The 23,910-nt window shown below is 66.3% G+C and carries 27 protein-coding genes; 16 read left to right on the top strand and 11 right to left on the bottom strand.

Translation table 11 applies throughout. The features are described from left to right. Positions 1-21 precede the first annotated feature (21 nt). From D7252_RS02445 to D7252_RS02415, 7 genes are all read left to right on the top strand, one after another. Positions 22-519: a universal stress protein gene (locus D7252_RS02445; RefSeq protein WP_120773940.1), complete on the top strand. Its 498-nt coding sequence runs from the start codon at positions 22-24 to the stop codon at positions 517-519. A 163-nt stretch (positions 520-682) separates the two neighbouring features. Then, positions 683-895 (top strand): heavy-metal-associated domain-containing protein, encoded by a 213-nt coding sequence (locus tag D7252_RS02440; protein ID WP_120773939.1) that lies wholly within the window; start codon positions 683-685, stop codon positions 893-895. Beyond that, positions 892-1,857: a heavy-metal-associated domain-containing protein gene (locus tag D7252_RS02435; RefSeq protein ID WP_120773938.1), complete on the top strand. Its 966-nt coding sequence runs from the start codon at positions 892-894 to the stop codon at positions 1,855-1,857. Before D7252_RS02440 ends, D7252_RS02435 begins: the two co-directional genes overlap by 4 nt. A gap of 68 nt (positions 1,858-1,925) precedes the next feature. After that, on the top strand, positions 1,926-4,196 hold the full coding sequence (locus D7252_RS02430; protein WP_120773937.1) for a cation-translocating P-type ATPase: 2,271 nt from the start codon (positions 1,926-1,928) through the stop codon (positions 4,194-4,196). 35 nt (positions 4,197-4,231) lie between these two features. Beyond that, a complete protein-coding gene (locus D7252_RS02425; protein ID WP_120773936.1) occupies positions 4,232-4,507 on the top strand; it encodes a YHS domain-containing protein in 276 nt (91 codons plus the stop codon). A gap of 272 nt (positions 4,508-4,779) precedes the next feature. Continuing rightward, positions 4,780-7,035, top strand: coding sequence for a heavy metal translocating P-type ATPase (locus D7252_RS02420; protein WP_251050578.1), 2,256 nt, complete (start codon positions 4,780-4,782; stop codon positions 7,033-7,035). 7 nt (positions 7,036-7,042) lie between these two features. Then, on the top strand, positions 7,043-7,369 hold the full coding sequence (locus tag D7252_RS02415) for a metal-sensitive transcriptional regulator (RefSeq protein ID WP_120773935.1): 327 nt from the start codon (positions 7,043-7,045) through the stop codon (positions 7,367-7,369). 64 nt (positions 7,370-7,433) lie between these two features. On the opposite strand, the gene D7252_RS02410 is transcribed toward D7252_RS02415, so the two are convergent. The 3 genes from D7252_RS02410 to D7252_RS02395 form a co-directional block, all read right to left on the bottom strand. Then, positions 7,434-8,801 carry a D-alanyl-D-alanine carboxypeptidase family protein gene (locus tag D7252_RS02410; RefSeq protein ID WP_120776754.1) on the bottom strand — a complete coding sequence of 456 codons (1,368 nt, stop codon included), beginning with the start codon at positions 8,799-8,801 and terminating at the stop codon, positions 7,434-7,436. A 255-nt stretch (positions 8,802-9,056) separates the two neighbouring features. After that, on the bottom strand, positions 9,057-9,746 hold the full coding sequence (locus D7252_RS02400; protein WP_120773933.1) for a uridylate kinase: 690 nt from the start codon (positions 9,744-9,746) through the stop codon (positions 9,057-9,059). A gap of 107 nt (positions 9,747-9,853) precedes the next feature. After that, complete coding sequence (locus D7252_RS02395; RefSeq protein ID WP_120773932.1) at positions 9,854-10,429, bottom strand: TetR/AcrR family transcriptional regulator; 576 nt, start codon at positions 10,427-10,429, stop codon at positions 9,854-9,856. An 88-nt stretch (positions 10,430-10,517) separates the two neighbouring features. Between D7252_RS02395 and D7252_RS02390 the strand changes: the two genes are divergently transcribed. Beyond that, on the top strand, positions 10,518-11,138 hold the full coding sequence (locus tag D7252_RS02390) for a DUF2867 domain-containing protein (RefSeq protein WP_120773931.1): 621 nt from the start codon (positions 10,518-10,520) through the stop codon (positions 11,136-11,138). A 36-nt stretch (positions 11,139-11,174) separates the two neighbouring features. Here D7252_RS02390 and D7252_RS02385 read toward each other — a convergent pair whose 3' ends face one another. Continuing rightward, positions 11,175-11,957, bottom strand: coding sequence for an alpha/beta fold hydrolase (locus D7252_RS02385; RefSeq protein WP_120773930.1), 783 nt, complete (start codon positions 11,955-11,957; stop codon positions 11,175-11,177). Positions 11,958-12,052: 95 nt separating this feature from the next. Between D7252_RS02385 and D7252_RS02380 the strand changes: the two genes are divergently transcribed. Further along, positions 12,053-12,691, top strand: coding sequence for a TetR/AcrR family transcriptional regulator (locus tag D7252_RS02380; protein ID WP_120773929.1), 639 nt, complete (start codon positions 12,053-12,055; stop codon positions 12,689-12,691). 27 nt (positions 12,692-12,718) lie between these two features. Here D7252_RS02380 and D7252_RS02375 read toward each other — a convergent pair whose 3' ends face one another. Next, positions 12,719-13,588 (bottom strand): sigma-70 family RNA polymerase sigma factor, encoded by an 870-nt coding sequence (locus D7252_RS02375; RefSeq protein WP_120773928.1) that lies wholly within the window; start codon positions 13,586-13,588, stop codon positions 12,719-12,721. Between the two features lie 77 nt (positions 13,589-13,665). Between D7252_RS02375 and D7252_RS02370 the strand changes: the two genes are divergently transcribed. Then, positions 13,666-14,448 (top strand): SDR family oxidoreductase, encoded by a 783-nt coding sequence (locus tag D7252_RS02370; RefSeq protein WP_120773927.1) that lies wholly within the window; start codon positions 13,666-13,668, stop codon positions 14,446-14,448. Here the strand turns inward: D7252_RS02370 and D7252_RS02365 are convergent. Both D7252_RS02365 and D7252_RS02360 read right to left on the bottom strand, forming a co-directional pair. Then, a complete protein-coding gene (locus D7252_RS02365; protein ID WP_120773926.1) occupies positions 14,438-14,770 on the bottom strand; it encodes an NIPSNAP family protein in 333 nt (110 codons plus the stop codon). The genes D7252_RS02370 and D7252_RS02365 overlap by 11 nt on opposite strands. Positions 14,771-14,843: 73 nt before the next feature. Continuing rightward, on the bottom strand, positions 14,844-15,197 hold the full coding sequence (locus tag D7252_RS02360; protein WP_120773925.1) for a hypothetical protein: 354 nt from the start codon (positions 15,195-15,197) through the stop codon (positions 14,844-14,846). Between the two features lie 191 nt (positions 15,198-15,388). On the opposite strand from D7252_RS02360, the gene D7252_RS02350 reads away from it, so the two are divergent. From D7252_RS02350 to D7252_RS02340, 3 genes are all read left to right on the top strand, one after another. Continuing rightward, positions 15,389-15,847, top strand: a complete 459-nt coding sequence (locus D7252_RS02350) for a GNAT family N-acetyltransferase (protein ID WP_183055145.1) — start codon at positions 15,389-15,391, stop codon at positions 15,845-15,847. Between the two features lie 53 nt (positions 15,848-15,900). Further along, entirely contained in the window at positions 15,901-17,055 is a 1,155-nt protein-coding gene (locus D7252_RS02345) for an epoxide hydrolase family protein (protein ID WP_251050576.1), read from the top strand. A 131-nt stretch (positions 17,056-17,186) separates the two neighbouring features. Beyond that, entirely contained in the window at positions 17,187-17,762 is a 576-nt protein-coding gene (locus tag D7252_RS02340; RefSeq protein WP_120773922.1) for an NADPH-dependent FMN reductase, read from the top strand. A gap of 115 nt (positions 17,763-17,877) precedes the next feature. Here D7252_RS02340 and D7252_RS02335 read toward each other — a convergent pair whose 3' ends face one another. Beyond that, positions 17,878-18,612 carry a CPBP family intramembrane glutamic endopeptidase gene (locus D7252_RS02335; protein WP_120773921.1) on the bottom strand — a complete coding sequence of 245 codons (735 nt, stop codon included), beginning with the start codon at positions 18,610-18,612 and terminating at the stop codon, positions 17,878-17,880. A gap of 91 nt (positions 18,613-18,703) precedes the next feature. Continuing rightward, positions 18,704-19,732 carry a LacI family DNA-binding transcriptional regulator gene (locus tag D7252_RS02330; RefSeq protein WP_120773920.1) on the bottom strand — a complete coding sequence of 343 codons (1,029 nt, stop codon included), beginning with the start codon at positions 19,730-19,732 and terminating at the stop codon, positions 18,704-18,706. Positions 19,733-19,860: 128 nt separating this feature from the next. On the opposite strand from D7252_RS02330, the gene D7252_RS02325 reads away from it, so the two are divergent. Both D7252_RS02325 and D7252_RS02320 read left to right on the top strand, forming a co-directional pair. Next, complete coding sequence (locus D7252_RS02325; protein ID WP_183055144.1) at positions 19,861-20,796, top strand: dihydrodipicolinate synthase family protein; 936 nt, start codon at positions 19,861-19,863, stop codon at positions 20,794-20,796. A gap of 98 nt (positions 20,797-20,894) precedes the next feature. Then, positions 20,895-22,202 carry an Nramp family divalent metal transporter gene (locus tag D7252_RS02320; RefSeq protein WP_215110889.1) on the top strand — a complete coding sequence of 436 codons (1,308 nt, stop codon included), beginning with the start codon at positions 20,895-20,897 and terminating at the stop codon, positions 22,200-22,202. 103 nt (positions 22,203-22,305) lie between these two features. Here D7252_RS02320 and D7252_RS02315 read toward each other — a convergent pair whose 3' ends face one another. Further along, positions 22,306-23,160, bottom strand: coding sequence for an SDR family oxidoreductase (locus D7252_RS02315; RefSeq protein WP_120773918.1), 855 nt, complete (start codon positions 23,158-23,160; stop codon positions 22,306-22,308). Positions 23,161-23,252: 92 nt separating this feature from the next. Between D7252_RS02315 and D7252_RS02310 the strand changes: the two genes are divergently transcribed. Beyond that, complete coding sequence (locus D7252_RS02310; protein ID WP_120773917.1) at positions 23,253-23,618, top strand: helix-turn-helix domain-containing protein; 366 nt, start codon at positions 23,253-23,255, stop codon at positions 23,616-23,618. 13 nt (positions 23,619-23,631) lie between these two features. Here D7252_RS02310 and D7252_RS02305 read toward each other — a convergent pair whose 3' ends face one another. Then, complete coding sequence (locus tag D7252_RS02305; RefSeq protein ID WP_120773916.1) at positions 23,632-23,901, bottom strand: hypothetical protein; 270 nt, start codon at positions 23,899-23,901, stop codon at positions 23,632-23,634. Positions 23,902-23,910 lie beyond the last annotated feature (9 nt).

Here is a 23,910-nt window from a genome sequence, read left to right as displayed (position 1 = left end):
ATGATTAGTGAGGAAATACTGATGTCTTCCCCGAAATTGCTCATCGCGTACGACGGATCGCGGAATGCGCAGAGCGCGATACACACGGTGGCCGGACTGTTCCCGGGCGCCACCACCGTCGTGTTCTATGCCCGCCAACCTCTCGAAGGCTTCGCCGCTCACCTCGAGGGCCATCCGGCACTGGAGAAGCTGAAGGGGCTCGACGCTGCAGCGCTTGACGTGTCGGAGAAGATCGCTGCGGATGGCGCGCAGCTGGCCCGCGACCTCGGCCTGAACGCCGATCCACTCATCTCGTCCACGATGGCCACTGCCTCGGAGGCCATCGTCGACGCCGCCGAAGAACTGAACGTCGATCTGATTGTCCTCGGATCTCGAGGTCTGCGGGGAATCAAGGCGACGTTGCTCGGGAGCACCTCCGCAAATGTGCTCCACCATGCCACTCGCCCCACCCTCGTGATTCCGTCCGACGACGTCGCTGTGGCTCGCCGCAGCACCCGTGAGACCGCACCCGCCCAGTAAGGAGCGACGCCTGCGCTCGTGCCGGATCTGCCGCGTAGAAATGCGCGACAGATCCGGCAGTGAGCTCCCCGCAGAAAGAAAGAGACATGTGGAATACCCCGCGCGGGTATACGCTTGATACAAGTACCCCCTAGGGGTAATTCCAACGAGAGTAGGAGAAATCGTGACGACGAACGAGTTTCAGGTGACGGGGATGACGTGCGGGCACTGCGAGATGTCGATCCGCGAGGAAGTGGCAGAAGTGCCCGGTGTCGACGACATCCAGGTGAGCGCCCAGACCGGCAAGCTCGTCGTCACCGGCTCAGCGGCCCTTGACGATGCGCAGATCCTGGCCGCCGTAGCGGAAGCAGGATACTCGGCGGTGCGGACGGTATGAACGCCGGCGCACGACTCGCTGTTTACGGCCTCGGGCTCGTCGTGGCCTTCGGTGGGGCCTTCGGGCTTGCGCAGGTCATCGTGCCGGCGAGCGTCGTCGGCGAATGGACGAAAGGTGCGGAGATGAAGGATCATGGCGATCACGGGACGCCGGCGACAGCGACCGAAGATTCGGCCCACGCGGCAGCGGCCGCTTTGAAGGGCCTTTCGCTCAGCATCGACGGGTACGTCCTGTCGCCGGTCGACGCTCCGACGGAAGTGGGAGCGGCCGGTGAGCTGAGTTTCCAGATCCAGGACGCCGCAGGAACGCCGGTCACCGAGTACGCGACTGCGCACGACAAGGACCTGCATCTCATCGTGGCGCGATCGGACGGGAGCGAGTTCCGCCACGTCCACCCGACGCTGGACGAGTCCACCGGAACGTGGTCGTTGCCATGGGAATGGACTGAGGCCGGCACGTACCGCGTCTTCGCCGACTTCACGCCGGCAGGCACGGATGCGCCCTCGCTCACCCTGACCCGCACCGTCCAGGTCGCAGGCGATTTCACTCCTGTGGTGCCGGAGCCGACTCGGGTCGCACACGTCGATGGCTTCACCGTCTCCCTTGACGGTGACCTCGAAGCGGGGTCGGCGAGCGATCTCATTCTCACCGTCACGCGTGAGGGTGAGCCCGTCACGACATTGGAACCGTATCTGGGGGCATTCGGTCACCTGGTCGCCTTGCGAGACGGCGACCTGGCTTACCTGCACGTGCATGCCGAAGGCGACGAGCCGGAAGCCGGAGAAACGTCTGGACCGGAGATCGCGTTCGCAGCCGAGGCGCCGAGCGCGGGCCGCTATCTGCTGTACCTGGACTTCCAGGTCGACGGTCAGGTGCACACCGCCGAATTCGTCCTCGAGGCCGCGCACCAGGATGACGGCGCGACAGAGTCCGGCAGCGGGTCGCACGAGGACGGGCACTGACCCAGCCTCATCTCCACTCCCGCTGACGGTTACAGCCCCTCCACCAGAGCAAAGAGAAGGAAAAGCACATGAGTACATCAGCACCCCCGAGCGTGGGGTCAGGCGTCGAGTTGGAGATCGGCGGTATGACCTGCGCTTCCTGCGCGATGCGGATCGAGAAGAAGCTGAACAAGCTCGAGGGTGTCGTTGCCACCGTCAACTACGCGACGGAGAAGGCGAAGATCACGGTCCCTGACGGCTACGACCCCGCGGTGTTGATCACCGAGGTCGAGAAGACAGGGTACTCCGCAGTGTTGCCGGCCCCGAAGGGCACGAAGAAGGATTCCGCGACGACCGGTGATGCCGACGATGCGGATCCGGAACTGCTGTCGCTGCGCAACAGGCTGATCGGCGCGATCGTGCTGACGGTGCCTGTGATCGCGATGGCGATGATCCCCGCGTTGCAGTTCACATACTGGCAGTGGGCTTCGCTGGCACTGGCCGCTCCCGTGATCCTGTGGGCGGCGTGGCCGTTCCACAAGGCGGCATGGACGAACCTCAAGCACGGCACGGCGACGATGGACACCCTGATCTCGATGGGGACCTCAGCCGCTTTCCTGTGGTCGCTGTACGCACTGTTCTTCGGCACAGCGGGCACGCCCGGGATGACGCACCCGTTCGAGTTCGCGTTGGCGCCCTCCGACGGGGCGGCGAACATCTACCTCGAGGTGGGCGCCGGGGTGACGATGTTCATTCTCGCTGGACGGTACTTCGAGAAGCGCTCCAAGAAGCAGGCCGGCGCGGCCCTGCGTGCGCTTCTCGAGCTCGGCGCGAAAGAAGTCTCCGTGCTGCGCGGGGGTGTGGAGACGAAGATCCCCGTCGAGGATCTGCAGGTGGGTGATGAGTTCATCGTGCGCCCCGGGGAGAAGATCGCCACCGATGGTGTCGTCGTCTCCGGCACGTCGGCCGTCGACGCCTCTATGCTCACCGGCGAAGCAGTCCCGGTCGAGGTCGCGGAAGGTGACACCGTCACCGGTGCCACGGCGAACGTCGGAGGTCGGCTCGTGGTCCGCGCGACCCGGATTGGCTCCGACACCCAGCTGGCACAGATGGCCCAGCTGGTCGAGGATGCACAGACCGGGAAGGCGGAGGTGCAGCGGCTCGCTGACCGGATCTCGGGAGTGTTCGTACCGATCGTCATCGTGATCGCGTTCGTCGCGCTCGGCGGTTGGTTGGGCGCCGGATTCCCGGTGACGGCGGCGTTCACGGCGGCGGTCGCCGTGCTGGTGATCGCGTGCCCGTGCGCCCTCGGGTTGGCGACGCCCACCGCCCTGCTGGTCGGCACCGGACGCGGCGCGCAGATGGGCGTGCTCATCAAGGGCCCGGAGGTACTGGAATCCACCCGCAGGATCGACACCGTCGTGCTGGACAAGACGGGTACGGTCACCACGGGCAAGATGACGCTCGTCGGCGTGTTCACGGAAGATCGCGTGGACCGCGGGGAATTGCTGCGACTGGCCGGTGCGCTGGAGGATGCCTCGGAACACCCGATCGCGCAGGCGATCGCCAAGGGGGCGACCCAAGAAGTCGGCGCGCTGCGGACGCCGGAGGGCTTCGCGAACATCGAAGGCAAGGGAGTTCAGGGGATCGTCGACGGCCACGCTGTTCTCGTGGGTCGTGATTCGCTCCTGGCCGAGTGGTCGCAGAAGCTGAGCCGCGAGCTCGCCGCGACGAAGGCCCGCGCCGAGGGCGAGGGCAAGACCGTCGTCGCGGTCGGTTGGGACGGGCAGGCACGCGGCGTCCTCGTCGTGGCCGACACCGTCAAGCCCAGTAGCGCGGAGGCGATCGCTCGCTTCAAAGAGATCGGGTTGACCCCGATCCTGCTCACCGGCGACAACGAAGCGGTGGCCCGGCAGATCGCCGCAGAAGTGGGAATCGAGGAGGTCATCGCCGAAGTTCTTCCGAAGGACAAGGTGGATGTCGTCACCCGGCTGCAGCGCGAAGGAAAGACGGTCGCGATGATCGGGGACGGTGTCAACGACGCCCCCGCCCTTGCCCAGGCCGATCTCGGACTGGCGATGGGGACGGGAGCGGATGTCGCGATCGAAGCGTCCGACATCACCCTGGTGCGCGGCGACCTCCGAAGTGCTGTCGATGCGATCCGGTTGTCGCGCAAGACCCTCGGAACGATCAAGACCAACCTGTTCTGGGCGTTCGCCTACAACGTCGCGGCCATCCCCGTCGCGGCTCTAGGAATGCTCAACCCCATGCTCGCCGGCGCAGCGATGGCATTGTCCAGCGTCTTCGTCGTCGGCAACAGCCTGCGCTTGCGCGGGTTCAAGAGCGTCGCCAAGCAGTGACGCTCCCCGAAGAAATGAGAGAGGAATCGCCCAGCATGACGAACGACACCGAGGCCACCGCCAGCTGTTGCAGCACCAGCGCACCGAACCCTGCCGCGGCAGGAAACGGGCGTGCGAACCTGCTGGCAGGCGGCACCAGTGACGACCTGACGACCTGCCCGGTCATGGTCGGCAGCCCTGTCAGCAAGAAGGCCGCGGAAGCCGTGGGGCTCTTCCGGGACCACGAGGGCGAGCGCTACTACTTCTGCTGCGCCGGATGCGGGCCGGCCTTCGACTCAGACCCCGCCAAATACGCCGCCAACATGGCCTGACACGGGCGCGGGGTTCACGGCCATCCTCAGGTGCCGTGAGCCCCGCGGAGTGACTTGCCCGGTGTCCGGCCACCAGGTCACACAATCACCGCACGCGTAAATGAGAGCACGTGGACCAATACCCGCACGGGGTATACCCTAGATGCGTGCCCAACTGCAAGTGAGGACGAGGAGTCGGCTGATGCCAGTGCTGATGACGTCGGCGATCGGACAACCCGCCCGTTCCGCAAAGCCTGACCGTCTCACGGTCGCGAGCCCCTGGAAGAAGTCTCATGTCTGAGCCGCACGTGCACGACGAAACGCCCACATCCGCTGCCCACGACCAGCAGAATCAGACCGGCCACGGCGGCGGCGATGAAGAGCGCAGCGGCCTTCGGGACCATGGCGGTCACGAAGCGCGCAGCGGTCATGTGGGCAATGGCGGCCATGCGGGGACCGGCAGCCACGGCGGGCATGCCGGTGATTCCGGGCATGCCGGGCATCAGGGGCATGGTGGCCATGGTGGCCATGAGGGCCATGAGGGCCATGAGGGCCATGGCGGACATGGTGACCATGTCGGGCAGTTCCGACGTCTGTTCTGGATCAATCTCCTCATCGCGGTACCCGTGGTGGCGTTCTCGCCGATGTTCGCGATGATCCTCGGATACGACGTGCCCGGCTGGGCGCGGTTGATCGCACCGGTGCTGGGCACGGTCATGTACGTGTGGGGCGGCTGGCCTTTCCTCACCGGCGCTGTCAGCGAGCTCAAGGCGCGCAAGCCCGGGATGATGCTCCTCATCGGCCTCGCCATCACGGTGGCGTTCTTCGCATCGTGGGGCGCCACCCTCGGCATCCTTCATCATGAGCTCGAGTTCTGGTGGGAACTCGCCCTCCTCATCGTCATCATGCTGCTGGGGCACTGGATCGAGATGCGCTCGCTCGCGCAAACGACCTCGGCGCTCGACTCTCTCGCCGCCCTCCTTCCCGACGAGGCTGAGCGACTCGACGGCGATGAGATCGTCAAGGTCGCACCCGCCGACCTCGTCGTCGGCGATGTCGTCGTCGTACGCCCCGGAGGCAGCGTCCCGGCAGACGGCCGCATCATCGACGGATCCGCTGCGATGGACGAGTCGATGGTGACCGGCGAGTCGCGTCCGGTCACCCGCACCTCCGGCGACACCGTCACGGCGGGGACGGTCGCGACCGATTCGGGGCTGCGCATCGAGATCACGGCCATCGGCGCGGACACAGCGCTGGCGGGCATCCAGCGCCTGGTCACCGAGGCTCAGAATTCGTCCTCTCGCGCGCAGCGGATCGCCGACCGTGCCGCGGCATTGCTGTTCTGGTTCGCTCTGCTCTCGGCCGCACTCACGGCGCTCGTCTGGACCCTCGTCGGCAACCCGGATGCTGCCGTCGTACGCAGCATCACCGTGCTCGTCATCGCCTGCCCGCACGCGCTGGGCCTCGCGATTCCGCTGGTGGTGTCGATCGCCACGGAGCGCGCGGCCCGCGGCGGTGTGCTCATCAAGGACCGCCTGGCGTTGGAGAGCATGCGCAAAGTCGATGCCGTCCTGTTCGACAAGACCGGCACGCTGACCAAGGGAGCGCCGACGGTCACGGGCGTCGATGCGACGGCAGCTGTCGACGCCGACCGACTGCTGGCTCTCGCCGCATCGGCCGAGGCTGACAGTGAGCACCCGCTGGCGCGCGCCATCGTGCGGGCAGCGAAGGACAAGGGTGTCGCCGTCGCGCAGGCGTCCGGCTTCACCTCATCGCCCGCAGTCGGCGTGACGGCGACCGTCGACGGCCGCGAGGTGCGGGTCGGAGGACCGAAGCTCCTCGACGAGATCGGCGGCAAGGAGATCGCAGCCGCGCACGAGTGGCGCGGCGAAGGCGCCATCATCCTGCACGTGGTCGTCGACGGCGAGGTCGTCGGAGGCCTGAAGCTCGCCGACGAAGTGCGTCCCGAATCTCAGCAGGCGGTGGACGCGCTTCATCGCCTCGGCGTAGAGGTTGTGATGATCACGGGTGATGCCCAGGCCGTAGCCGAGTCGGTGGCTGCCGAGCTCGGCATCGACCGCGTCTTCGCCGGGGTACGCCCCGAGGACAAGTCGGCCAAGGTCGCGGAGTTGCAGGCCGAGGGAAAGAAGGTCGCGATGGTGGGCGACGGCGTGAACGACGCTCCCGCTCTCGCGCAGGCCGACGTCGGCATCGCCATCGGGGCGGGAACGGATGCCGCCATCGCTTCGGCCGGAGTGATCCTCGCGAGTTCCGACCCGCGGTCGGTGATCTCCGTGATCGAGTTGTCCCGTGCCTCGTACCGCAAGATGAAGCAGAACCTGTGGTGGGCAGCCGGGTACAACCTCCTCTCAGTCCCGCTTGCCGCCGGCGTGCTCGCCCCGGTCGGCTTCGTCCTGCCGATGTCTGTCGGCGCTATCCTGATGTCCCTGTCGACCGTCGTCGTCGCCCTCAACGCCCAGTTGCTGCGACGCATCGACCTCACACCCGAGGCAAGCACACACGGTCACTCCTTGACCGTTGACCCCTGACCACAGAATGAAGGACGTGGACATGACCACTCACACGACCACCGACGCACACGAGCACGGATACATCACCGACAAGGCGAAGTACTTGAACCGCATGAGCCGCATCGAGGGCCAGGCGCGCGGGATCACGAAGATGGTCGATGAGGAAAAGTACTGCATCGATATCCTCACGCAGATCAGCGCACTCACCAGCGCCCTGCAGGCGGTCGCCGTCGGACTCCTCGACGACCACCTCAAACACTGCGTCGTCGACGCGGCTCGGATGGACAGCGCCAGCGCGGACGCGAAGATCAAGGAAGCGACCGACGCCATCACACGTCTCGTTCGCTCCTGAAGCATCACCCAGACGCTTCATCCCCGATGCTCAGCACGCTGGAGGAGTTTCGGCCGAGACCGTATCAGTCCCCGGCATCCGTCAAGGAGCCGAGCTCGGATGGGTGAGTGAGTCTCCACCACTCGGTGGGTGGGTCGATGTTCCCCGCGATCTTCACGGGAGCGGTGACGGTGTTCGGCCCGGCTGTCCAGGTGACACTTCCCACGACCGTGCCGTCGCGGTACGTGGGCGGGGTTTCGATGTCCATCGTCAGCTCGATCGGCGTGTCCGACCAGGTGAAGATCGATGCGCTCTCTCCGATGACCAGCGTGGCGGTGGATCCCCAGGGTGTCGAGATCGACCCGACCTCCTGACCATCGGTCGCGACGGACACCTCGTGGAAACCGGAGCGGATGCTTTCGAGTGTGGCGATCACGGTGGCGTTCACTGACTCGCGCGACGATCCCCCGAGGACGACGCCGGTGATCGCAAGCGGGTCGGCCGCGCCCACCTCGAGTGTCGACGTGTACAGCAGGCTGTGAGTGCCCTCGCCCAGGTTCCCGGTCTTCAGCCCCGTGATCCCGGCGGTGCCGAGGAGGCCGTTGGTGTTGTACAGCTGGCCGGCGCCGGGGACCGAGACCGACGGGGTGGCGACGATCTGAGCGATCGCCGGATGCGCGGCGGCGAGCTTCGCGATGGCCAGCAGGTCGGCGGGCGTGCTCATGTTGCGCGGACTGATGCCCGTCGGCTCTGTGACCGTCGTTCCAGTGAGCCCGTGGGATGCGAGCCAGTTCTGCGTCGCGCCGAGGAACGCGTTCTGCGATCCGAAGATCCGCGATGAAAGCGCCTCGGCGTAATTGCTCGCGGAGGGGATGAGCATGACGGCCAGCGCATCGTGCAGCGACATCGAGGTGCCGGTGGGCATCGGAGCGATGGTCGCGCCCTGCACGTAGTACTGGTCGTAGAGATCGTGGTCGGACTTGCCGAACGTGATGGTCGGCCCGGGGTCGTCGGCGGAGGTGAGCGGCGCCGCGTCGAGGATGACGAGGGCGGTGACGAGCTTGGTGATGCTCGCGATGGGGAGCGGTTCGCCCGACCCTGTCGCCGACCAGGTCCCGCTTGCCGCCTCGCCCAGATAGGCGTCGCCGCCGGTGATGCTGACAGCTGTTGCCGCGGCCGTGGGTGTCGCGATGGCAACAGTGTCGCCGACCGGGGCCTGCGGTGTGCGGGTGGTCACCGCGGGCGGATTCACCGGTGCCGTGAGAGCCCACCCGACGTAGCCTGCGGTCGCGGCCAGCAGCAGGACGATGCAGGCGGCGGTGATGATGAGCCCTCGTCGCCTGCGTTTTCTGCGCACCGCGGGATCGATCCGATCACCGCTGAGCTCCTGGTCGTGCGCCATGAGCTCAGCGAAATCCGACAGCCCGTCCACCGACTGATCGGGTGCCGTCATCGAGAGCCCCGCATCGCGCCCCACCTGTCGCTCGTAATCCTCAGAAAAGGCCATCCTCGCGTATGTCCGCTGCCCTCGGTATCGGCCGTTCGGGGGACACGCTGTCGAGCCATCTCGAAGATGCCGCGGTGCTGCCAGACGCCGTTACGGCCCAACCGGTCGTTTCGGTGAGCACCTCGCGTTCGGTGAGCGTGCCCAGGGCGCGGGGTGCCGCCATCTCGCCCTGTCCGAGCACGCCCATGAGGTACTCCGTGTTCACGGCGGGCCTAGCCGCCCATCGGGACGAATCGTGGTGTGGGGATCTGCCGGGTTGTTGTTGTCGACCAGCACATCGGCGGTGCGCTCGGGCTGAGCTTCGGTCTCGTATAGCTCGTATGCCGGCTGATACCGGCTCTCATAGGAGAGTCGGGCCGGCGCTTGCCCTCCGAGGCCGTCGGCGTCGCGTTGCACGCCTCTTTCGAGACAGAGAGCGGGATCGGTGTCGATGAAGATGACAGCGTCCCAGTGCTCTGCCAGTTCGGGGCGCTGGAGGAAGGTTCCATCGACGATGAGGATCGCGTCGGCGTCGATCAGCTGGGGCTCCTCGTTCAGCGGCTCGTCGCTCGCCAGGTCAAAGGACTGCGTTCGGATGAGCCGGTCGCTGCCGGGCGCGAGTGGTCGAAGCAGCAGCGAGACGATCGCGTCGTGGTCTCGAGCGTCTCGGTAGTAGCCTTCGGCTGACATGCGGCCGCGACGGTAGCGTTCGGCCCGCGGGCGATGGAAACCGTCGACGGAGGCGCGAATGGCCGTGCGTCCGAGAGCCGCAAGCTCTTCGCCGAGCTCGTCTGCGAACGTGGTCTTCCCAGAGGCGGTGCGTCCATCGATCGCGACTCTCATGTTCGTACCATCGGAGACAGCGATGAGGCGCTGGGCGATGTCACGGACACTGGCTTGTCGAGCACTCATCCTCTCAGGCTAGCTTTCGCTGCGCCTGCGAAAGCCGAGGCGAGCTCCTTGCAGGTGTCTGCGGCTGCGCGGGTCCAGACGGTCGACACCACCCGGCTACGGCTTCCTCATTTTCTGTCGGCGTCGGCACTGAGGATGATCGCCGCTGCGCGGCTGTGCACCTCCGACCTCGCGCGACTCCCGTGATCCGCGGCGAGGAAGTGCTCGCCGATGGCCAGACAGAACGCGAGAAGGCTTCGGGCTTCGACTTCGTCCGGGTCTGTGCAGAGCGCGCCGATCATCTCGCGCAGTAGCTCCATCCGCCGGCTGTCGACACGTCGCAGACGCTCGGCGACGCGTTCATCGTGGCGAGCCCAGTTGCGGACGGCGAGGTCGATAGGCCGCAAGCGGTCGTTTGAGAAGGTGAGCCTGCCCGCGCGTTGGATCCTGGTCCTCGGATCGCCCTCGTCGCTGATGAGCTCGAGTACTGCATCCGTGCTCTCTTGTTCCCACTTGTCGAGCATCGCCTCGAGCAGGGACTCCCTGTCGCGGAAGTATCCGTAGAAGCCACCCTTGGTGACTCCCATGCTTTTGGCCAGCGCTTCGATTCGCACGGCATCCGCACCGCCTTCTGCGAACGCGCGCAGACCCTCTTCCACCCAGGTGTCACGCGGTGTGCGGAGTGCCCCCATGAGTGTTCCCATCCTCTGATCTCGATCTATACGCCAGCGTACAACCTCTGCTACCGTCATCGTTATACAGCTGCGTATAACGATGAGGGGACTCCCGAGCATGAAGCAGACGGAGCACAGCCGCGGCCGGCGCGCGGCAGCTGCGCTGACCCGTGCCGTCGGGATGACCGCGATCCCCGAGGACGATCGAGCGTTGAGCTCGCTGCCGGACGCCGACTACGCCGACACGTTCTCGATGCCCACGCACGCCGACGCTTCCCCCGAGCGCTGGGCCAGAGCGATGTTCGGCGACATCCCGAGCCCCGCTCAGAGGTTCATCTGGCGCCGCCTGCTCGGTCTTCGTCTGATGAGCGCGCGATCGCCTCATACCGTCGCGGGGTGGCGGATCGCAGAGCGGGGTGAGCGGTGGATCCGCCTTGAAACCGAGTCCCGGCTCATCAGCGCCAATCTCGTGGTCAGGACTTCCGAGGGACGCGTGGCGTTGACCACTTTCGTGCGCTACGACCGGGGCGTCGGACGCATCCTCTGGACGGTGCTTTCCCTTGTGCATCGCCGGCTGGTGCCCGGCGTGCTTCGGGATGCGGTCAAGGCATGCGACCTTGATCAATCACGACGAGCGGCTGCGCTGGATCGCTCGAGCGCCGACTTCGGACACGAGTCGGCACCTTCGCTGCGGAAGGTCGATCCTCACGTCGACGGATTCGCCGACCCGCGTGCCTGAGGATGCCGGGGAACCGGTGCGCGGAGACCGGAGCGCTCATCGCGTCGCTGCCGCGAAGGAAGCGAGCGCCTCGGCCATCGCTTCAGGTTCCCAGTCGTGCTCCGCTCCCGCCACGCGTGTCCAGCTCGCCTGAGGGATCGACGAGACGATCGATTCGGCAGCGGGAACCATCACGTCGTCGTAGCTCGAAGTGCCGATCATCGCGATGACCGGCGCGACGATGCCTGCGAAGAGTTCCTCATGCGGCGCTGATTCCGCCCATGCGAGTGCGTCCGCATCCGGCTGAAGGCTGTCGGCCTGGTCGATCATCGCCGGGATCGAGGTGACGATCTCCAGGATCTCGGGCGGCATGTCCCGCATGTACAGCGCCAGCGCTTCGTCCCGGCGATTCCGAGCGAGAAGTCCGCGGAGCTCCTCCGACAGTTCTCGCGCGCCGCTGTCCGGAGGTGCCAGCGGCGCCTCCCAGAGGGCAAGTCCCGCCACGCCGAAACCATCGACGGCTGCGCGCAGCGAGAGCGCGCATCCGGAAGAATGTCCGCAGACGATTGCGCGACCACCTGCCGTCTCGATCATCGCGGCGATCGCAGCCAGTTCCCTGTCCATGCCGATCGGCCCCGATGCGATGCTTTCTCCCCGACCCACTCGGTCATAGACGATCGTCGTGAAGCCGCGTTCCGCGAGAAGCTCGGCGGTGCGAGTTGTCGTCGGGTCGATCTGGCGCCATGGTCCGGCACCGGCGACGAACACGATCGCAGGCCCGGAACCGCGGTGATCGAAGGCGACTCGGTCATTCATCGCGGTCGTTGTGAAGCTGGACATGCGTCCTCGATTCTCTCGCACAGATTGGACTGATGAGTCTTGTTGTGAAAACATAGACTGGATAGTCCAAAACATCAACCCCGGAGGTGAGGGAAATGGCCGACCAGGCGCGTCCCGAATCAAGCTCCGCTCGGAAGCACCGCGCGATCCTCGATACCGCCGAGGTCCAGTTCCTCCGAGACGGTTACACCGGCGTGAGCATGGATGAACTCGCCGAGAAGTCCGGGGTGAGCAAGCAGACCGTCTACAACCACTTCGGCAGCAAGGACCGGTTGTTCGTCGAACTGGTGACGTCGATGACGACCGGAGCCGGCGACACGCTCGCGGCGCTCGGCAACCCGCCCGCAGTGCCCTCCGAGCTTGCCCCGTATTTCACCCGATACGCCGAGGAACAGCTCCGGGCAGTCCTGACTCCGCGGCTGATGCAGCTGAGACGGCTGGTGATCGGCGAGGTAGGTCGATTCCCACAGCTGGCCGCAGCGCTTTCCGAGAACGGACCGGAGCGGTCCATCCGCACTCTTACCGCCCTGATCTCCGGGCTCGCCGATAACGGCCTGCTCGTCGCGCCGCATCCGGAACTCGCGGCGCGCACGTTCAACTGGCTCGTGCTGGCGGCTGCGATCAACGAAGCGATGTTGCTCGGCGACGGCGCGATCCCCACGGCATCTGCGCAATCGCACCACGCAGCCGAAGCGGTACGCGTGTTCCTCGCCGCATACGGGAGCGTGAATTAGGTCGCTCCGAGCAGGCATCCCATGTCGTCAGTGGAGGATCTGGTCCACCCCGAGCGCTTCGATCCGTCGGGGGTCGGCGAGAACTTCCAGCCGCATGATGCTGTCGCCGACGATGTCGAACGCCATGATCGAGACGATTGTTCCGGCGAGGACTGCCGCAACACCGGGACGCCCATCGATCAGGATCGGCGTCGAATGTGCCGCGAGACGCCCCGCGAGTGCAGCTTGCTCCGCGATCGCGTTGGCGCCCTCGACGAGCTGCATCGACGTGCCGTAATCGGCACGCAGTACTGCACCGTCATCGAGAAGCTCGACGAGTGCGCCGATGTTCCCGTCTTGTGCTGCGGCGAGCCAGGCATTCACGATGCGTCGGCCGTTCTCGCGGTTCGGGCGTGCGGGCTCCTCGGCACCGCGCACGCGCCGCCGTGCTCGGGAGGCGAGTTGGCGAACGGCTGCGGGCGAACGATCGAGCACGACGGCGATCTCCTCGAACGACTGGCCGAAGACATCGTGAAGCACGAATGCGATGCGTTCTGCCGGACTGAGGATCTCCAGCAGCACGAGCAGTGCGACGCTGACGCGATCGCTCGCCGCGGCGATTTCGGCGGGGTCGTCCTCCAGCGCAGCCGGCTCGTCGCGCCACTCTTCGACCTGCCAGGAGTGCTCTCGTTTGCGTCGGGGGGCGCGCAGCATGTCGAGGCTCACGCGCGAGACCACGGTCGTCAGCCATGCCTCGAGATTGTCTATGTCTTCGTCGTCCACGCGCTCGAGTCGCAGCCAGGTCTCCTGCACCGCGTCATCGGCGTCTGCGGACGAGCCCAGCAGCTGTGCGGCGATCGCTCGCAGCCGCGGCCGCTCGGTCTCGAAGCGTCTCGCAAGAATTCTCTGGTCGGTCATGTCACATCTCCTCGAGTTCGTTCGTCAATATGTCGACGAGGGAAAACCCTCGGTTGTGACATGAGAGGAACATCACCATGAACGCACCGCTGCTCGTGACTGGCGGCACAGGAAACATCGGCAGCCGCGTCGTCCCGCTCCTGCGTGCGGCTGGTCGAGACATCCGCATCGTGTCGCGGCATGCGCGCCCCGACGTTCCCGCGATCCAGCATGTCGTGGCGGACACGGTAGCCGGGGACGGACTCGCCGCAGCACTGGACGGCGTCGACGTCGTCCTGCACCTGGCCGGCGGGGCCAAGGGCGACGACATCGCGGCACGGAACCTCGCAAGGGGCGCTCGCGAGGCGGGAGTGAAGCACCTTGTGCTCATCTCGGTGATCGGCGCCGACCGGATGCCGATCGGGTATTTCCGGGCGAAGGCCGCGGCCGAACAGGCGATCGCCGAGTCGGGGGTGCCGTGGACGGTTCTGCGTGCAGCCCAGCTGCACGACTTCGTCCTTCCCGTCGCCCGCAGCATGGCACGGATGCCGATCCTCCCGGTTCCCGGAGGACTGCGCTTCGAACCGGTCGACGGTGACGAGGTCGCGGCACGTCTCGCTGAGCTCGCGCTCGGCGCGCCGGCGGGGCGCGTTGCTGATCTCGCAGGCCCCGAGGTGCTCGACGTCACCCAGCTGGTCTCCGCGTTCCGAGACGCCACGGGTGCAGGCCTGCGACGCGGACGCCTCCCTATCCGCCTGCCGGGCGGCATCGGTCGTGCATATCGAGCCGGCGACAACCTCGCCGGCCCCGACGCCCAACGCGGCTCCGGCACCTGGAAAAGCTATCTCGACAAGCCGCAGACCGCACTCATCAAAGCGTGAAGTCTCCGCCGTCGTCTGCGGAGAAGACGGGGCTGAGGAAGCGGCGCTCGTAACGGCGGATGCACTGGGTCCGGCGCGCCAGTGCGAACGCCTCCACGCATTCGGGATCGGTCTTCGACGCCATGCGGTACCGCTCGTACTCAGCCAGGGAAGGGAACGTGAACAGTGCGAATGCTTCGTCGCTGTCGCCCTCGCTCGGCAGGAAATAGCCGTGGTGGTTTCCCCCGTGCTTCGCCACCAGTCGGATCCATGTGCGTCCGTATTCGGTGAAGTCGTCGAGCTTGTCCGGGTCGATCTCGTAGCGCAGGTGAACGGTGATCATGTCATTCATCTTCTCAGGGCGCCGAGATCGGTTCGACGCGCAACGGTGTGTTCACCGAAGCGGGCACCGTGAGTCAGTCATCCGAGGAGTCGATGAGTTCGAGAAGCTTGCGCAGCTCATCCCTGATCTCGGTGTGGTCATACTGTCCGGCGCGGCTCTCCGCCGAGATGACACCCGAGCGACGCACCTTGCGAAAGTCGCCGAAGGGAAAGCTGTAGGCCTGTTTCGTCTCGGGATTCACGCTCCTGTCGACGCCGAGGTGCCAGTGCGAGAACTGAGTCCACCCGTGCTCCTCGATGAACTCGTTCTCTTCTTCGGCGCTGGGCGCCGCCTCGGACCAGTCGTCACGCTCGTCTCTGACGACCTTGCCGTCGCGGACGAGCGAACGAGCGTGCTTCAGGGCAGGTCGGTTCACTTCGATAGCCATACCGAAACGGTAAGACGGACGACGACGGCGCCGGAACCCCTTGACGAAGCGGAGACAATGTGAGGACGCACCGGCAGTACATCTATGACAAACTCGGCCTCCGGGACCGCGCCTCAGCGGTCGCCGAAGGTTACCGTCATCGCCTGTTCGCGTAAGAGATGACACCGCTACCGGAGTACTGGACCATGTGCATGCGCAGATTGACAGCGGAAGAAGTCCGCGATCACGCCTCCGAGCTGCTCGCGATTCAGCACAGTGCATATGCCGTCGAAGCGGAACTGATCGGTGACAGCCGTATTCCGCCGCTGCATGAGACGGAGTCGGACTTGCTCTCGTCTGGCTTGGAATGGATCGCCTCATTCGACGGCCACCTGATCTCGGGTGCAGTGGGATACGCGCTCGACCAGGAAGTGGTCGACCTCGACCGTCTCATGATCAGTCCGTCACATCACCGACAAGGCCTCGGTGCCGCCTTGGTGAGGGAGGTCATGTCCCTCGCCCCCCGGACGGTCGTGTCGACCGGGCGTGACAATGTACCCGCTCGCGCGCTGTACGAGTCCCTCGGTTTCCTGCACGAATCGGATTTCGAGCCGGTTCCCGGGCTGTGGGTGAGTCGCTATTCTCGAACCTCCGAAGCCGACGGGTTCTGACCGCGTCTCATTCAGGACAGGACCTGTCCTGAATGCTTCGTAGTGTCATGACCATGGCCACACAGAGCATCGGAATCCGCCCGTTCCACGTCGATATCCCGCAGTCGGCCCTCGACGATCTGAATGATCGGTTGGCGAGGACTCGCTGGCCTGACGAGCTGGAGGGCGTGGGGTGGGGCTACGGCACGCCCTCGAGCTACTTGCGCGGGTTGGCCGAGTACTGGCGCACGACGTACGACTGGCGGCGACACGAGACGGCACTCAATGAGTTCCCGCAGTTCACCACGACGATCGACGGGCAGAACATCCACTTCCTTCACGTGCGATCGCCCGAACCGGATGCCATGCCACTGATCCTGACGCATGGATGGCCGGGATCGATCGTGGAGTTCATGGATGTGATCGGACCTCTCACCGCTCCTGCTGCCCACGGCGGAGATCCGGCTGATGCGTTCCATGTCGTCATCCCGTCATTGCCCGGGTTCGGGTTCTCCGGGCCGACGCGCGAGGCCGGCTGGAACATGGCGCGCATCGCTCACGCGTGGGCGGAACTCATGCACCGACTCGGCTACGAACGATATGGCGCCCAGGGCACCGACTCCGGTGCGGTGATCTCGCCCCTGCTCGGGCGATTCGACGCCGAGCGGGTCGTCGGCGTGCACGTCAACGGCGGCCTCGGGTTCCCATCGGGGGACCCGGAGGAGTTCGCGCGCATGACAGAGCCGGAACGAGCTCGCCTCGGCGCCCTGCAGCGGCAGATGGAGGAGGGGTCGGGCTATGCAATCGTGCAGTCCACGAGACCCCAGACGGTAGGCGTCGGCCTCTCCGACTCGCCGGCCGCGCAACTGGCGTGGATCGTGGACCGTTTCCAGGAGTGGACCGATCCTCGTGCTGCGTCACTCGAGGAGGCCGTCGATCGCGATGCGCTGCTCACGAACATCAGTGTCTACTGGTTCACGGGCACCGCCACCTCGTCGGCACGGCTGTACCGTGAGGGCAGGGCGGCCTGGGGGCAGCAGACGGCACGGTCGGAAGTGCCCTCGGGAGTCGCCGTGTTCCCCGGCGACTTCGGCATCCGAACCATCGCCGAGCGCGACGACAACGTCGTGCACTGGTCGGAGTTCGATCGAGGCGGTCACTTCCCGGCCATGGAAGTTCCCGATCTCTTGGTCGGCGACATACGGACCTTCTTCCGATCGCTGCGGTAACCCACGGGAGCGGATTCCGTAGACGGCGCGTCACGCTCGTGTCGCCGGGGACTGGACTCGACAGCGCGCTCGGACGAGACTGATCTCACTGTCACCGTCACCGTCACCGTCACCGGAAATGAGGATCTGTCATGGCATACAGCGTCGGCTACTTCGTCGGAAGCCTCTCATCGACTTCGATCAACCGCACCCTCGCGACGGCGCTCATCGGGCTCGCCCCCGATGATCTCGAGTTCTTCGAGATCCCGATCCGAGACCTTCCGCTGTACAGCCAGGACTACGACGAGGACTATCCCGCGGTCGCCGTGGCTTTGAAGGAGGCGATCGCGTCGGCGGATGCGGTGATGTTCGTCACCCCGGAGTACAACCGCTCGATACCCGGCGGGCTCAAGAATGCGATCGACTGGGCTTCGAGACCATGGGGACAGAACTCCTTCGACCACATTCCTGCTGCGGTCATCGGCGCATCGGTCGGCTCGATCGGCACGGCTGTCGCGCAGCAGAGCCTGCGAGGAGTGCTCAGCTTCTGCAACGCGCGCCAGATGACTGCTCCCGAGGCATACATCCAGTTCGCAGGGGAGGACTACTCTGCGGACGGCTCGGTGACGAACCCCGGGACGGAGAAGTTCCTGCGGGACTACATGCAGGAGTTCCGTGATCACATCCAGCGTGTGCTCACGGTGTTGCCCCGGTCGACCGAGGCCTGAGCGGCTCCGCGCCAGGCGAAGTTCCCGGATGCGACCCTCGCGCCGCTCTGTGACCTGTTCTTCGATCAGCCGCCGGAGCCCACCTCGCGCGTATGACCGTACTTCTCGCGGGCCGTCACGCCAGGCGCGGCGCCCCGGCCAGCTTCTTACTGACGAGAGGGCGCAGGATCACAGCCGCGGTCGCGAGGAACGCCAGGCATGTGATCGCGACCACCGGGTCTGGCAGGGGATTCGCGGAGAGGATCGTCGTGAAATCCGTGGCCGCGTGGATGAGGATCAGCGGAAGCACCCAGCGGAATCGGTACTGGAAGGCCGCCAAGCCGATGCCGTAGCACGCGGAGACGAGAACGTTGAGGAGCACGTCGTCAACTCCGCGGCCGGTCGTCGCGAAGGCGGAGAGGTGCTGCAGGCCGAAGAGGGCGCCGGTGAGCGCGACGGCACTGGCGGGAGCGAAGGAGCGCCGCATCCGCTCCAAAACGACGACACGGCTGATGAGTTCTTCGTTCACACCGACGAGCAACAGCGTGAGGGCCCAGAGCCCGAACCCGGGCGGTCGCTCGACGAGACCGTTGGGCACCACCCACAGCAGCACCTCGATGATGAACGGGACGAGGAGCAATGCAGCGGTCCTCCCTCGCCACGCCGAGAACAGACCGGAAACGCGCCACAGGCCACGCACGGTCACCAGCACGACGGCGAACAAGACGCAGGCGAGGTTGGCGAACAGTCCCAGGTACCAGCCCGAGATTCCCAGAAGCGGCGCGAACGCGAGGGCTCCCATGATCACGCCGAAGCGCAGGACGTGCACTGCCGCGCCGAATCCGAGCGCCTGCCAACGATCAGCTGTCACCCGCGCACCCTACCGGGCCGCAGCGACGTGTTCGTGAACGCTCTGCCCAGCCGTTGCCGTCGCAGGGCGGCCCGTGCGACGGCGGCGAGGATCAGCCTCGCAGCGCGGCTGTGGATGACCGCGGGATGAGGGTGGGCAGTGCTCGGGTGAGCGACTCCGCCGGCCCTTCCAGCAGGTCGAGTGCACTGGCCGCGATCTGGTCGAACGCTGTGCGAACCGATGTCAGCGGCACGGGCAGCATGGCCGCGAGCGGGATGTCGTTGTACCCCACGACCGAGAGGTCTCGTCCCACGGTCAGGCCGGCGGCGGATGCTGCCGCGACGACTCCGATCGCGAGATTGTCGTTTGCCGCGAAGATCGCGGTCGGACGAGATGCGGCTTCGGCGAGAAGCATGCGCCCTGCGATGTGACCCGACTCGATGCCGTAGCCGGTGGAGATCACCCGCGCGTCAGGAAGGTCGATGCCGCCTTCAGCGAGTGCGCGGCGCGCACCGGCGAGGCGGTCCCGGGCACTTGAGGTGAACCACGGCCCCGTGATGACGGCAATGTCGCGATGTCCGAGGTCGACGAGGTGCCGGGCGGCGAAATACCCGCCTGCCTCATCGTCGCCGAGCGCTGAAGGGCTGACCCCATCGGTGCGGAGCACAAGGGCGTGCGGCACTCCACGCTCGCGGAGAGACGCCGGAAGCGTGTCGTCGAGTCGCGCGGTCGCGAGTACGAGACCATCCACGTTCCGGTCGAGGAGCGTCTCTGTCGCCCGGCGCTCCTCCACCGGGTCGTCACCGCACGTGGCCACCACAGCGAACGCGCCGCGAGCGCGGGCGGTGCGCTCGACGGCTTCGAACATCAGCGCCATGACGTGGTCGGTGAGGCGGGGGACGAGGACGCCGATGGTCCCGGTGGCTCCGCGGCGCAGCCCCGAAGCGAACATGTTGCGACGGTAGCCGAGTTCGTCGGCGACACGGCGGACCTTCTCGGCGGTGGAGGAACGTGACGGGGGAGTGCGATCGTCGAGCACGCGGCTGACGGTGGAGATGCTGACTCCGGACGCTGCGGCCACGTCCTTGAGTGTGACGACGTGTCGTTCCGGCTCCACGGCATCCCCCTTGATCTCGGACAACCGGGGTGTTGACAGCCCCGGCTTCTTCGATAATACTTGCAATCGTTCCTGCAAACGTTCCCGCGAACGTTCCCACCCTCTCGAAGCCGAGAAGCTGCAGCAAAGAAGCTCCAAGGAAAGGACCGATCATGACCCTCGACCTCCGCGGCCTCAACCCCGCCCCCGTCACCCCGTTCACCGAGGACGGCGCCGTCGACTACGACGCGATCCAACGCCTCGGCTCCTGGCTCGGATCCATCGACGGCGTCAAGAGTCTCGTCGTCCTCGGCCACGCCGGGGAGGGCACCTTCCTCACTGAGGAAGAGCAGCTCGACGTCATCCGGGCATTCGTGGCGTCGACCGACGGCCGCATCCCGGTGATCGCCGGCATCACCAAGGAGGGCAACAAGACGGCCGCTCTCGAGGCGAGGGCCGCCGTCGAGGCCGGGGCCGCTGCCGGACTCGTTTACCCCTCGCACGGCTGGCTGCGCTTCGGCTACCAGCAGGGTGCCCCGCAGTCCCGCTACCGCGAGATCCACGAGGAGTCCGGCCTGCCGCTCATTCTCTTCCAGTACCCGGACAACACCAAGGCCACCTACGACCTCGACACCCAGCTCGAGATCGCCGGGCAAGAGGGCGTGTTCGCCACGAAGAACGGCGTACGGAACATGCGCCGCTGGTACACCGAGATCCCTGCGCTGCGCGCCGCATACCCCGAGCTGCAGATCCTGTCGTGCCACGACGAGTACCTGCTCCCGACGATGTTCGACGTCGACGGGCTGCTCGTCGGCTACGGCAACGTCGCCCCGGAGCCCCTCATCGAACTCATCGCGGCAGGCAAGGCGCGCGACTACGAGGCAGCGCACGCCATCCACGAACGCCTGCTGCCGGTGACCCAGAACGTCTACCACCGTGGCTCGCACATGGAGGGCACCGTCGCGCTGAAGTGGGGCCTCGTGCAGCGCGGCATCCTGGATCACGCCACCGTGCGGACCCCGCTCCTTCCCCTCCCAGACGGAGCGGAATCCGAGATCGCGGACGCCTTTGCGCTGGCGGAACTCGGCAAGGTCGCCGTCCCCGCCTGACGACCGAGGCGGGGCGGCTCAAGGCCGCCCCGCCCCCTCTGCTCCCGCGCCCGAGTGGGCGACACCCTGCAGTCAACGACGACTCGAAGGACACGATCATGAACGACCGAACCACGGCCCGACACGCCTCCACCACACCCGGCACTGGCTACGGGAGGGTCTCCACTGAGACGATGAAGAACATCGTCACCTCACGCAAGCAGCGGCGCCCGTTCTGGCAGCACATGGCCCTCATCGGTCCGGCGTTCGTCGCCGGCGCCTGGCAGTTCGGACCCGGCAATCTCACGACTGCGGTCCAGGCCGGCAGCGGCTACCAGTACGCCCTGATCTGGGTGATCGTGGTCTCGACGATTCTCATGATCTTCCTCACCGACATGGCGGTGCGGCTCGGCATCAAGTCGCCCGCATCGCTCATCTCGTCGATCAAGGAGCATCTCGGAGGATGGGTGGGTGTGCTGGCCGGCATCGGCGTCTTCCTCATCACGCTCTGCTTCTCGGTCGGCAATGCGGTCGGGGCCGGGCTCGGACTGTCGATGCTCTTCGGCGGCAGCCCCATCATGTGGACGGTCATCTGCACCGCGGCCGTCGCAGCGCTCCTGCTGCTGCGCAATGTCTACCGCGTCGTCGAGAAGGTGCTCGTCGTCGCCGTGGCCTTGATGTCGATCGCCTTCATCGCCTCGGCGTTCATCTCCAACCCCGACTGGGCCGCCGCAGGCGTCGGACTGCTTCCGACTTTCCCTGGCGGCGCATGGCTGCTGATCGTCGCGCTCGTCGGCACCAACTTCTCCATCAACGCCGCCTTCTACACGGCCTACGGCACGAAAGAACGGGGCCGCACCGAGGCCGACTACCGGGACGTCACGATCGTCGACACCATTCCAGGCATCGTCGCCCCCGGAATCATGACCGCGCTGGTCATCGTGGTCGCGGCATCCGTGCTGGGGCGCACCGGTGAGGCCGCACCGACCATCGTCGCCCTCGCCGGGATCTTCGAACCGCTGGCCGGCCCCGTCGGCTCGACTGTCTTCGCGGTCGGCTTCTTCGGTGCCGCGTTCTCGTCCATGATCGCCAACGCCACGGCCGGAGGAACCATGCTCTCCGACAGTCTCGGCCGCGGAGCATCGTCCAGCTCGATCACGGCAAAGCTCGTCAGCGCCGGCATCCTCGCCTTCGGCATCCTGGTCACGATCACGTTCCAGCAGTCGCCCGTGCAGCTGATCGTCATCGCCCAGGCCCTCACCGTGTTCGTCGCCCCGGTGCTTGCGGCGCTGATCATCATCATGGCCAACCGCGTGAAGCTCATGGGGGACATGCGCAACGCCTGGTGGCAGAACGCCGCCGGGGTGATCGGCCTGCTCGCCGTGCTGGCCCTCTCCGTCCGGCTGTTCCTGACACTGATCGCCTGAGTGGGCGCGTGGAGATGACGATGCCGCTATCGGAGACGGCCTGGCGACCCACCCGCACAGGACGAGAACGATTCCTCGACGGCCGCAGGACGTCGGCGTTGAACTAGACGGCGGCGCGGAGTCCGTCGATCAGCGAGGTGGTCGGTCGACCGAGGATCCCCGCCAGAGTGCGATCCGTCGAGTCGAGCGCACCGGCGGCGATCCCGGCGTCGAGTCCGGCGACGAAACCTGCGGTTCCCTCGTCGAGACCTGCGTCGCGGAGGGCATTTACCAGCTGCTCGCTCGTCAAAGGCTGGTAGGTCACGTCAGTGCCCAGGAGAACACCGATCGCGGACGCGAGTTCCCGGTAGGAGAACGCATGGTCTCCGACGAGCTCGAGCGTGCGGCCGAGATAAGTGTCGTCAGCGATCGCGATAGCGGCAGCCTCGGCGTAGTCGACCCGTGCTGCGGCAGCGACGCGGCCATCGCCGACGGCGGCCGCGATCATGCCGGATCGGCGGGCGCGCTCGATCTCGGGTTCGTAGTTCTCGATGTACCACCCGTTGCGAAGCAGCACGTGGGGGATCCCGGCCTCGGCCAGCGCGTGCTCCGTCGCCGCGTGCTCCCCGGCGAGGGGCAGCGGACTCGTCGTCGCCTGGTAGACGCTCGTGTAGGCGAGCGCGCTCACCCCTGCGTTCTTCGCAGCGTCGATGACATTCTGATGCTGCGCCGCGCGGTTTCCGACCTCGGGGCCGGAGACGAGGACGAGCCGCTCGACGCCCTGGAGCCCGGCCGCGAGGGTGTCGGGCTGGTCGTAGTCGAACGGGACGACACGTACTCCGAGGTCGGCGAGATCGGCTGCCTTGCCGGGTGTGCGGGCACCCGCGACGATTTGCGCTGGTGCCGTGCCGCGGGCGATGAGGGCGCGGATGATGAGATGACCGAGGTTGCCGCTGGCGGCGGTGACGAGGATTGTCATGAGGCTCCTTTCAAGTGCTTCCCTGGACTCAAGGTCATCTGCTCGACCCGCATTCCAGGCGGCGGGTACCCACTTTTTGGTAGGGTGCATACGTGACGGTTAGTTTTGCGGAATTGCGTGCAACTCGGTCCGGAGTCTTCACCGCGGACTGCCCTCTGCGATCTGTGCTCGATCACGTGATGAGCCGCTGGGGAGTACTCGTTCTCTACGCGCTCTCCGACGAGACGAAACGCTGGGGCGAGTTGCGCCGTGAGGTCGAAGGCATCAGCGAGAAGATGCTCTCGGTGACTCTGAGAACACTCACCGCCGATGGGCTGGTCTCGCGCGAGTCGTTCTCGACGGTTCCCCCGCAGGTCGAGTACAGCCTCACCCCTCGCGGGCGGGAGCTGATGGAGGTCATGCTCCCTCTGCTCGGATGGATCATCGACAACGCCGACGACATCACGAAACCGAGCTGACGGTTCCCCGACGTCAGAGCGATCCGCCGCCGTGGTGTCGTACGCCCGCGTCGCCGGTCCACGGCGGGGCGCCCTCGATGGTTCCTCGACCCTCTCGGCGAGCGGCGAAGACGATGGAGAGACCGATCAGCGCAACGGCGGCCGCGCCTCCGATGATGCCGGTCCAGACCTGCTGCGTGAGAAGTCCCAGTCCGACGCCGACAGCTGCGCCGATGAGCACGGCGACGATCCAGGCGACCACGCGATAGCCGCGAGTGACTTCGGGGACTCTCGTCTCATCCATGGTTGAACA

Origin of the sequence: Microbacterium sp. CGR2, assembly GCF_003626735.1 — a bacterium.
Taxonomy (GTDB): domain Bacteria; phylum Actinomycetota; class Actinomycetes; order Actinomycetales; family Microbacteriaceae; genus Microbacterium.
This window is presented reverse-complemented; position numbering and strand designations above follow the sequence as displayed.